Origin of the sequence: Roseibium sp., from assembly GCF_039982295.1 — a bacterium.
Taxonomy (GTDB): Bacteria; Pseudomonadota; Alphaproteobacteria; order Rhizobiales; family Stappiaceae; genus Roseibium.
On the sequence record NZ_JBDWYP010000074.1, the window covers coordinates 17,615 to 28,079 of the forward strand.

Sequence of the window (10,465 nt, forward strand, 5' to 3'; positions counted from 1 at the left end):
TTTCTGTGGGTTGTATAAGAAATTCATCCTGCCGACCCTCGGTGTTTGAGCAGATTGTAGATTTCATGCCCCTGGAGAGTGGTCATGGTTGGTACGGAAAAGTATTTTGCCTCAGCCGATTTGGGGAACCTGAGAACGAACAGAGCGGCACTGACGCTGTCCGAAGCCTTCAGAAACGCAAAAATCGTCGACAATCCGACCCAGACCAAGGGATTGATCCCGTCAGAGCCTGTATCAGCACCATGCCCCCCTGCCACGTACTCCGAACTAGTGGAAATGGACACAATCAGATCATCGATCCGCAGGTTCTTGCCCTTTTCCGCAAGATGCGGATATCGGCTTGGCGCTTCACGCAAGGACGTGCGGAAAGCCTGCACGCCAAGATACGTTTCAAAGAGATTTCGTCTGCTCTTTTGCACGCACTTGCGCAAGTGGTGATAAAGCTCAATCGACGCTACTTTCTGCGCGGCTGCGATCAGAAATTCCAATTTGCACACCGCAAGATCGAAAGAGGTCTGATGTTGTCCGGAATGCATCAGGCTATCCAGCCAATCCCGCGTAACCGACAGCGCGTCTGTACCCGTCCGCTGCGCGACAACACGGTTGAGCGCTCTTGTAAAACCCGGTTGGCCGGAAAGAAGATACATGGGGCCGGGCTCCAGGCCGACATCTTCCAAATGTTCGCGATGTACGAATCCAACCGGGTTCTTTAAAAAGGCAGCTAGCTGGACTTTACGCGCGAACGCATCTTCATTCTGCGAGTTGTGACCTTCGGTCATCTAAAAAAACACCTCGTTCCGGCGCGCAGTTGGCGTGCGCGCGCCTCTAAACGGTTTCTTGGGCATCTAAAGGATCCCGCGCCAGACGTTTGCCCACCTAGGGCAGAGGAAGCGCAGCGTGCAGAGCCGGAAGAGCATTGCGGCGACAAAAACCAGAACCGTCCTTGCCGGAGCCATGCAAGACCGCTAGCCTGAGGGACTGATTTCTCCCGTCTCGCGGGCCTTCAGCGTTCTGCGTGCCCTGAGGCATGCAAGCAGGGCAGAGATATTTGTCGCGACCAGCGTAACCAGAACAGTCAAAATCACCGCAGCCAGACCCCAGAACTTGTCGACATCGCTGGCCCGCACTCCAAGACCGGGCACCAGCTCGGCAATCGGGATGTTTACCTGACCGGCGGAGATAACCTGGGGAGGTTCGGCATCCACAAGCACGACAGTGACCGCGTCATATTCTACACCCTGAATGGAATTGCTCACGAGACGCCGTATCTGCGGCGTGATGAAATCGAGGTCCACATTCTTGCTGTGCTTTATAAAGACCGCAGCGGATGAGGGCACAACCTCTTCACCCAACTCAGGCTTCTCTGGAAGGACAATATGAACACGCGCCGTCAGCACACCGTCGATTTCGTTCAGCGTCCCGGAAACTTCCTCGCCGAGAGCGTGAATATAACGGACTCGCTCCTCAAACGGAGAGGACATAATACCGCTTTTTTGAAAGACACTTCCAATGCTGTCGCGCGCGGTCTTCGGGTAACCATTTTCAGTCAAAATGCCAATCGCCGGCGCCAGGTCCGTTTCATCAACAAGCAGTGAAACCCCGTCATCTCCGTTGTAGCGCTTCTCGACACGGATACCATTGGCCATAAGGACCGACAGCATTCCATTGGCTTCCTGCTCGGAAAGACCAGTGTAAAGATCTTGACGGCATCCGGCCACCAGCATGCACCCGAATATTAGCAGCAAGCGAATCGCGTGGTCTTTCTTCCTGGAAAAATTCATATCTATTGGACCAACTCTGTTATTGACCCTTCATGAGCGTATCGAAGGTCTGCGTTGACTTACCGACAAGCTTTGAGGTGACGTCCATTAACAAGGAATATTTGACTATTTCCATCTGGGTATCGATAAGTTTTTCGGTGCCGCTAACAGACGACGATGAAACATCGACAACCTTGTCGGCCTGGCCATCGAAGGCACTGCGCAACCTGCTCAAGCCGTCCAGAATGACATCACCCTTGTTGTCGTCGCCTTCGACCGCTGGGGACACTTGCCCGACTTCGAGTGCAGCAGCCCGCGCCTCAGCGGCCTCCACCGAGAGATCGCCATAAGTTTCGCCGCCAGCTGGACGTGCGCCTTCACTGACCCCACGGGCCATAACCGGCTCCTGGTGCGAAGGAGTCGCTCCGAGGTCGGGAGATTCCGAAACCGCCGAGGGCCTCATGGACGCGTCTGTATCGGCTTGCTGAGCGGAATCGACTTGGGCGACCTTCATCGCCCCTTCAAAAAGATTTACCGAAGCAGCGCCCGCACTGGAGGCACCCACCCCCCCCTCCTCCTTAGGAAGCTGCATCTGCATGGAAAAACCTGCGACATCATCGTTTGAAATCATTTGAAAGACCCCTTAGGAGCATGCAAGTGGCGGACCGCCATCGAAATCAATAATCCGAGCGACGCAGGCAAAAAGGGACAGAACCACTATCCGAGACAACCCGACGCCCGGCCACACGAACTCAAAAACCGCTACCAGCCACCCCCAAATCCACGTCGCGACCGCAGACGGTCACGAAAGAAGATCCGATGACATCCCCTCGGGCAGCACCCGCCCCCTCGCGGATACACTGATCCAAGAGCTGCTCAGCCAGCAGCGCGAACGTACTGAACGGCACATCCTCGACAACCGACCGCAGACAACCGCCCGCCCGACGAACGTCTCCGGACCTAAGCATCGCCAACCCCCTGAATGTTCTGGCAGCAGGCGTGTCTGGCGCACCGTCGACGAGTTGCACCGCCGCGCCCGGATCCCCTGCCACGAGGGAAGCTAATGCTCCCCCGACATAACCGGCCTCCTGTTTCGGACGCAGCAACCTGACCGCCTCGAAGACATCCGCGGCCGCGCCGGGCTCATCCATCGAGATGGCAACGAAACCGACATTGACAAGTAACTGGAGCTCATCAGTCGAAAAAACCTGTTTAATTTTAAGAGATTGCATCATGTTCAATCTTTAAAACGCCCCTGCGAAGACATCCGCACCATGTGAAGTAGACTTGGAAGATAATCGGGAAACTGACACCGCGCTGTGCTAAACGACACACCCAAACGCGTCGACGTCGGGCTTTGCTAGAGCTTTCGAAACAACTCACGGCTGATTTTCACATGTCCCGATTTTTAACGGTTTTGTCGAAGCGCAGCGACGTCGTGCTGGCGTTCCTGTTGTTGTGCGTCGTGTTCATGATGATCCTTCCGCTGCCGACATTGATTGTCGACAGCCTGATCGGCGTCAACCTGGCGATCTCAGCCATTCTTTTGATGGTCGCAGTCTACTTGTCGGACGTGACGCACTTCTCCGCATTTCCGTCGATTTTGCTTTTGACGACCTTGTTCAGGCTGGCGCTGTCGATTACCACGACACGCCTTATTTTGCTGCAGGCCGACGCCGGCCAGATCGTCAAAACCTTCGGTGAATTCGTAGTGTCGGGAAACCTCATCGTCGGCATCGTGATTTTTCTGATAGTCACGATTGTAAATTTCCTCGTTATCACCAAAGGGTCGGAACGCGTCGCGGAGGTTTCCGCCCGCTTCTCGCTGGACGCCTTGCCGGGCAAGCAGATGTCGATCGATTCGGACATCCGTTCCGGCCTGATCGAAATGGACGAAGCCAAGCGCCGCAGAGCCAAGCTCGAAAAGGAGAGCCAGCTCTACGGCGCGATGGACGGCGCCATGAAGTTCGTCAAGGGCGACGCGATCGCCGGCTTGATCATCATCGCCGTAAACATCATCGGCGGCATCCTGATCGGCACGAACCAACGCGGTATGAGTACGTCCGAAGCCCTCGACATTTACGCGCTTCTGACCATCGGCGACGGGCTCGTTGCCCAGATACCCGCGCTCTTCATCTCGATCACCGCCGGCTTCATAGTCACGCGCGTCTCTTCGGAGGAAAACACAGACCTCGGCAGCGACATCACGTTCCAGCTTGTAAAGGAACCCAAGGCACTGTTGATCGCCTGCGGTATCATGGTCGGCTTCGCGGCAATTCCCGGCTTCCCGCCGGAAGTCTTCCTGATTCTGTCGCTACTGTGCGGAGCAAGCGGCATAATCATTATGCGCAATCGCAAGAACGCAAAAAGATCGCGCGCGTCCAACGACCTTCCCAATTTCGCTCCCGCTGTTTCCGCCGACGGCAGCGTGCCTTCGTTCCCCGGCCTGGACGATGCGCAGGACGAATCCGACAGATCTAAGGCTATCACCTTCCAGCTGACTATCCCTCTCATGGTCGACATTTCCTCCGCCGTTCGCGGTGCAATCCGTCCGGAGATTCTCGACCAGGAAGTCGCGCGCGTTCGCAAGGCTCTTTACTTCGACCTCGGCGTTCCGTTTCCGGGAATCAATCTCCGGCTGAACGACAATCTGAGAGAGGGCGAATACCGGATCATGGTCAACGAAATTCCGGTTGCCGCGGGCCGGGCTCGACCTGGCTTCTTCATCGCTCGTGAAACTGAAGCGAACCTCGACATGTTCGGTATTCCCTTCGAGGTTGGCGAAGCCTTTCTGCCCCGCACCAAGAGCCTTTGGGTCGCAATGAAACACGAGCCGACCGCAAGGGCTGCTGGGATCCAAGCGCTTACGCTAACGTCAATGCTGACCTTTCATCTGGGACATGTGCTGAAGAGCCACGCCTCGGAGTTCGTCGGGATCCAAGAAACGATGTACGTGCTAAACCAGATGGAGACCGACTTCGCGGAACTGGTAAAGGAAGTCTCGCGCGTTCTTCCGATCACCACGATCGCCGACGTCCTGCAACGGCTCGTCAGCGAGGAAATTTGCATCCGCGATACACGGACCATCCTGCAGTGCCTGGTCGAATGGGGCGCGAAGGAAAAGGACCCGATCATGCTGACCGAGCATGTGAGAACCGCCCTCAGCCGCTACATCACCTACAAGTTCTCGGGTGGCCAGAACATCGTTCCGGCATATCTTCTTTCCAAGAGCGTCGAAGACGAGATCAGGGCCGCGGTCCGGCAGACCTCCGGCGCATCCTATCTCGCCCTCTCGCCCGAGATGCACCGGCAGCTTATGTCCTCGATCAAGCGAACGGTGAGCGACAGCAGCCTGTCGTCGACGCCTCCCGCCGTCATCGCGCCGATGGATCTGCGCAGGTTCGTGCGCAAGATCGTCGAACGGGACTTCCCGGACCTTCCGGTACTCTCGTTTCAGGAACTGGCGGCGGACGTCAACATCCAGCCTTTGGACCGCATCAGCGTCGACGATCAATCGGCTCTGCTTCACATGGGCGAATAGGATCTATTGACGATCTGGGGTCGCCTCGGCATTCGTCTAAACCCTTTAAAGGGCCGCCGGACGTTGATCCCGGATTGCGATACGCTTGAGCGACCAAGTGATGGCGGACACCATGGTGTGCAATGCGCCTTGAGGCGGCCGAAATTGTGGCAGCCAGAAATTTCGGCCTTCAACAGGCCGCCCCCCCTGAAGCTCTAAACCGGCAGCATCGGGTCGAACGATTGCACGACCAAGAGGAAGCCAATGACCCTGTAGCCACGGCGTCGTTCTGCAGCCGCCTCCCGGCTGTGCTGCATTTCGGTCCACACGAAGCCGAAGCCGCCCCGGGCACCGGCTCGGACCGTGATCACTCCGACACCATCTCTATGCAAGGCTATTCCAACCTCAATAAATAAGACCCTGTTGGATCGTTTTTCAGGTTCGCCGGCAAGGCGTGACACGCAGATCGGCCTGGTTGCCGCAACGCAGTCCAGCGGGCCTGAAAAGCCACGCGAGGCCGCGAGATGAGAGCGTTCAAATAGGGTCTTATTTAGAGGGTCCATTTGATTCCGAGCGAAGTGTGTCAAATGGAACACCGACGGGTCGTCGTGGGCTTTATTCTGTTTTAAAGAATTGCATGAAGGAACCAGGAAAATGGGAACCGAGCTGACACGATTGGACAGCGCTGGCGCCGTTCCTCCGAGCAAGATACCGGCACTCAAAAACGTTATTTCGTATTTCAAAGGCCGCCGTATAGAAAGGAGAATGTCTGCCGCTCTTTCGCCGCTTGGAGAAAATATAAGTAAACCTGGAATTTCTAGTCTAAGGACTTCAGTAACTTCTGTGTTTCGTTTTTTAATTAGCTCGAAGGTGCGGCATGATTATTTTCTGGCGCGCAGAGAAAAAATAATCAGAAACGAAATAATTAAATTTGAGGCAAACTTTCCCAAAACAATCAGGGCGGGAGTTGTAGTCGGCTGGAAGCCGGCAGCAGGTCAGGACATCGATCCGAACACAATGGAATTGATTAATAGACCTGGTTTTGACCCTGATTTTTTTTTCGTTGAAGCTAAAGACCGAGACGGAGAAGGGTTTGAGGTCAAATTCGAGCCCGAAATTGTGATTATTAAGACCCGAACCATAGATGACTGTGGATGGTATAGCAGCGCAAAAAACGCTTGCCTTGCTCAAATCAGTGAAGCGCTTTCTGCTGGAGATTCGGCGGAAAATGAGGCTTTGGGGCCCGATGGCAAGAAGGTCGAGAGCTTCCTTGAAGGCTCTTTGAGATCCTATTTTGAAGCGAAACGTGCCCCTAAAAGCGCGGAATATATCAGGGAGCTTGCAAATAGGCTGACAAAGCAAAAGCATACAGATCTCTCCAGTGTTGGCAGTGCTTCAACGCGATCGCAGCAATTAGTTGATAGCAGATTCGATCCTATGGAAGTTGGCGAAGGAAACGCTCCTAAATTAACAGTACTTCGGGGGTCTACAACTTAACTCCTATCTTCTGCGATGAAAATGGTTGACGGATTTGCTTTTGACTGATTGTGCAATGTTGCACGACCCTTCAGGGGTAAAGCCTTTCGTTTGACACCCCAGCCTCCCCGTGCCCTAACCCGGGAATGAGCATTATCGGGGCGCTGCCGGACACACCGGTGGCGCTCTTTGCCTTTTGGGCAGGCCTCTTTGAGGCGTTCCCGAACGCACGTCAAGCGCAACCGGCTGATGTCGCAAGACTTTGAAACACCCGACATTCCCTCATCTCGCCCGGCCCCTCTCCAGCTGCGGGGAGCCCTGACTGAAAACTGGTCTGTGCCAAGCGGCACAGGCACCGGGCCTGCACGCGCAATACATGTGATCTGGAAGAAAGCAGAGCCGTTCCGGCCGTCTGCATCCCGAAACCGGCTCTAGACGCAAATTTTTGCGCGTGCTTTTCGAAGGACCCAGTCGCATGAACTATATGGCACCATCTTACATCGATGTCGGACGCGATGGCGAGGCAATCAGCGATGCAAGACTCAACTTTAAATACACATGGCCCGAGGAAGATCCGAGGCTCCAGCCTCAAAACACACGGCAAGCCACCGCTGAAGATGCTCAAGTTCTTCGGGATTGCGTAAGTATCCGTCGGCTCGATTGGGACCGCTTTCAGGAGACCTCCGCCGACAAACCGGTGCACGAGCGTATTTTCGACCTGATCAACCACCGGACGATCCAGTTCAACTCCCGGAGCCGCTATCGCGAAAGTCCGGTCTGGATGGGCCGGATCATGGAAGCCTGCGAGACCGGGGCGCCGATCAGCATTCTGCTGCCGGTGTTCTGTGTCATCCGCAACCCGGTCAAGCGGCTGCAACTCACTGTGCCGACAACCGCCGAGGAAGTCACGCTGCGCCATCTGGCAAACATCGCCGAAATGATCCGTCAGCTTCATCCGGCGGGAGCCGTCTTTCACCTGATCACGGACAGCACATTTTACGGTTTGCCGTTCGGCGTGACCTCCGTGGAAGCAATCCGCTATGTCGACCTCCTGCAAGAGCTGGTCGACGATATCGGCTGCGGCGACACAATCAAACTGCACGACATGTCCCAGATCCTGTCGGGCCGTTTCGAAGACTTCCAGAAAAGCTTCGAACTTTGGTCTGCGCGGTTCAATGCCGATCCGCTCGCCGACGGTCTCAGCCAGGAATCCTATGATGTCTGGCTCGCCAGCATGGCCGCAAGCCTCAACACCGCAAAGCGGCAACTCGACTACAAGGCCTTGCGGGATCAGTTCGGAGGCGCGCCTGATGGCCGGGCAACAGAGGATCTACATCAACGGGCGCGGACCGGACTTGCCGAATACCGCGCCTTGAAGGCAGCTGCGGCGGATCTTCAATGGGAAGACGCTTTCTTTCCCAATTCGCTACGGGCCACGATCCACACGAAAAAGGTTTCCTCGCTAGGACTACGACTCTACCCCGAGTACAAGTTCCGGGCAAACCTTCTTCCATATCACGGTATCGGCGTTGTCAGTCACTGCGAAAAGACTGACCTTCATTACATGACGGTGGAACCGGAAATGTTCGTTTGCGGCCGCCAGGGTTACACCCGGATCGTCGGCCGGGACGGCTACACCATGCACTATCTGGAAGACCGGACGAATTGAACGTCAAAACGGTTGCCGTCTCCGGGCGCCGGCAACCGGAAATCAACACCGACGATCGCAGGAGGATCGATTGAATGAAGCCACACGCTGTGCCCGCGCCGCCGTATTCGATCTCGACGGAACCCTCGTAGACTCGGCCGCTGCAATTGCTGACGCAGTCAACCACCTTACCTAGTGTCACCGCGCCCGTTGCTACTGCGTGAGTGAGGTGTCAGCTTTTATCGGCGATGGCCCCGAACGGGTTCTCGAGTGAACTCTGGACGGGCGAGGTCTACCGAGGATGCCCGACGACGCTGCCCCGTTTGCGAAGTTGTATGAAGACTATTCCGTTTCCGGTTCACGGCTCTTTCCCGGTATGGAAGACACTCTGAACGAGTTGGGCCACAAAGGCTATCGGCTGGCCCTCTGCACCAACAAACCGGCCGCTGCCACGCGGCATCTGCTACGCCGGACAGGAACCCGGTCGACCGACTACGCGGATGCAGGGTCGTCACCTGGGCAAGTCGACCGGAAAAACTTTTCCGAACCCGCGTGGCAACGCCCGCCTGACAGTCTGGTGGGGAACCGAGGCCTGGACATGCAGATCCGGCGCATTGGCAGAACGAAAGCCGACAGCGACATGCAATCAACGCCCTGCGCCCGCGCCCGCGCAGCTCACCGAAAAAGAGCGCGAGGACAAACGTGACTACGAGACACTTGTCAGACAGAAAGTCAAACCTCATGGGCTGCCTCTGGATGATCGCATCCATGGGTGCCTTTGCCATAGAGGATACCTTGATCAAGCTGGCTTCCAGCTCCTTACCGATCGGGCAGATACTGATCTTTTTCGGCCTGGGCGGCGCTCTTGTTTTCGCCGGCATGGCACTGGCCCGCAAGGAACGCCTGTTCAGCAGAGACGTTGTGTCGCGGCCCATGCGTATCCGGGCGGTTTTCGAAGTCACCGGTCGCCTGTTCTACATTCTTGCGATTACTCTCATGCCTCTGTCGGCCGCAACGGTGATCCTGCAGGCAACGCCATTGGTCGTAGTGGCAGGAGCAGAGCGATTTTTCGGTGAAAAAGCGGGATGGCGCAGATGGGCCGCTATTCTTGTCGGGCTTGCAGGCGTCATCATGATAATTCAACCTGGCTCGGAAGGATTTTCCATCCTTTCGATCCTGGCAATCATTGGGATGATCGGTTTCGCCGGGCGCGATCTGGCGAGCCGTGCCGCGCCATCTTCACTCAGCGTATCGATCCTCGGATTTTACGGTTTTCTGTCCGTCGCGGTCGCAGGTGTCCTGGTTTCCGCCTGGCAGTCTGTGCCCTTCATCCGCCCGGATGCCACCACCGTCTTCGTTCTGACATGTGCCGTAGGCGCCGGCGTCGCCGCATACTGGTGCCTGATGAAAGCAATGCGCACGGGCGAGATTTCGGCGGTTACCCCCTTCAGGTACTCGAGGATGCTGTTCGGCGTTGTTCTCGGTGTGGTCATCTTCGGTGAACAGTTGAGCCAATCAATGCTGATTGGCTCCGCGCTGATCGTCGCATCCGGTCTGTCCATCGCTTGGCGGGGAAACAATACGGTTGGGGCCGGGGCGAACAAGCGAAAAACGCCTGTGCCCGCTCTTTCCGCTTCGCGGCGGGCTATCAGCCTCATGCAGCTTCCGCCAACCCCTCCTCAAACCTCAGATGCACTCGGGGATCGTATCGACGGAGGCTGTGAATTGCCGCCTTGTCACGTGCACCGTCAATGAATTGCCCTCACTGTCGAGGCTACCGCTTGATAGAATGTCGCATTTGAACCGAACATCAGCATCGTTTTTTCGTTGGAGCTCCAAGTTCTAATATGCGAAAAGCGATTCCGGTTAAATTCGATTTGCTTTGAGCCCACTATTTTTCCGCGAAGGCAGCGCTAGTTGTGCGTTCTGAGGAGGTTGTTCATCCGGATTGAAAGCCTGAAGGTGTTTGCGACCAAACATTCACCGAAAGGTTTCAAGGATGAACAACCCACACAAGAATGCCCGAACGACGCCTCTGGGTCGAGCGGAGATGATCCGCCG

10 protein-coding genes are annotated in these 10,465 nt (G+C 56.0%); 5 read left to right on the forward strand and 5 right to left on the reverse strand.

Going from position 1 to position 10,465, the window contains the following annotated elements:
- Positions 1 to 23: 23 nt before the first annotated feature.
- The 4 genes from ABJZ52_RS15445 to ABJZ52_RS15460 form a co-directional block, all read right to left on the reverse strand.
- The gene (locus ABJZ52_RS15445) at positions 24 to 779 is read right to left on the reverse strand and encodes a hypothetical protein (protein ID WP_348187361.1); all 756 of its coding nucleotides are present in this window, start codon (positions 777 to 779) and stop codon (positions 24 to 26) included.
- A 186-nt stretch (positions 780 to 965) separates the two neighbouring features.
- A complete protein-coding gene (gene sctJ, locus ABJZ52_RS15450) occupies positions 966 to 1,781 on the reverse strand; it encodes a type III secretion inner membrane ring lipoprotein SctJ (RefSeq protein WP_348187363.1) in 816 nt (271 codons plus the stop codon).
- Between the two features lie 19 nt (positions 1,782 to 1,800).
- Complete coding sequence (gene sctI / locus ABJZ52_RS15455) at positions 1,801 to 2,391, reverse strand: type III secretion system inner rod subunit SctI (RefSeq protein ID WP_348187365.1); 591 nt, start codon at positions 2,389 to 2,391, stop codon at positions 1,801 to 1,803.
- A gap of 121 nt (positions 2,392 to 2,512) precedes the next feature.
- A complete protein-coding gene (locus ABJZ52_RS15460) occupies positions 2,513 to 2,995 on the reverse strand; it encodes a hypothetical protein (protein WP_348187367.1) in 483 nt (160 codons plus the stop codon).
- 161 nt (positions 2,996 to 3,156) lie between these two features.
- On the opposite strand from ABJZ52_RS15460, the gene sctV reads away from it, so the two are divergent.
- On the forward strand, positions 3,157 to 5,301 hold the full coding sequence (gene sctV / locus ABJZ52_RS15465; protein ID WP_348187369.1) for a type III secretion system export apparatus subunit SctV: 2,145 nt from the start codon (positions 3,157 to 3,159) through the stop codon (positions 5,299 to 5,301).
- 194 nt (positions 5,302 to 5,495) lie between these two features.
- Here the strand turns inward: sctV and ABJZ52_RS15470 are convergent, their stop codons facing one another.
- Positions 5,496 to 5,672: a hypothetical protein gene (locus ABJZ52_RS15470; RefSeq protein WP_348187371.1), complete on the reverse strand. Its 177-nt coding sequence runs from the start codon at positions 5,670 to 5,672 to the stop codon at positions 5,496 to 5,498.
- A 262-nt stretch (positions 5,673 to 5,934) separates the two neighbouring features.
- Here ABJZ52_RS15470 and ABJZ52_RS15475 point away from each other — a divergent pair, with 262 nt between their 5' ends.
- The 4 genes from ABJZ52_RS15475 to ABJZ52_RS15490 all read left to right on the forward strand — a co-directional run bounded on the left by ABJZ52_RS15475 (position 5,935) and on the right by ABJZ52_RS15490 (position 10,159).
- Entirely contained in the window at positions 5,935 to 6,777 is an 843-nt protein-coding gene (locus ABJZ52_RS15475; RefSeq protein WP_348187373.1) for a hypothetical protein, read from the forward strand.
- A gap of 454 nt (positions 6,778 to 7,231) precedes the next feature.
- Positions 7,232 to 8,425 carry an L-tyrosine/L-tryptophan isonitrile synthase family protein gene (locus ABJZ52_RS15480; RefSeq protein WP_348187375.1) on the forward strand — a complete coding sequence of 398 codons (1,194 nt, stop codon included), beginning with the start codon at positions 7,232 to 7,234 and terminating at the stop codon, positions 8,423 to 8,425.
- A 280-nt stretch (positions 8,426 to 8,705) separates the two neighbouring features.
- Positions 8,706 to 9,110, forward strand: a complete 405-nt coding sequence (locus tag ABJZ52_RS15485; protein ID WP_348187377.1) for a hypothetical protein — start codon at positions 8,706 to 8,708, stop codon at positions 9,108 to 9,110.
- Positions 9,107 to 10,159 carry a DMT family transporter gene (locus ABJZ52_RS15490; protein ID WP_348187379.1) on the forward strand — a complete coding sequence of 351 codons (1,053 nt, stop codon included), beginning with the start codon at positions 9,107 to 9,109 and terminating at the stop codon, positions 10,157 to 10,159. Before ABJZ52_RS15485 ends, ABJZ52_RS15490 begins: the two co-directional genes overlap by 4 nt.
- The last annotated feature ends 306 nt before the right edge of the window (positions 10,160 to 10,465 follow it).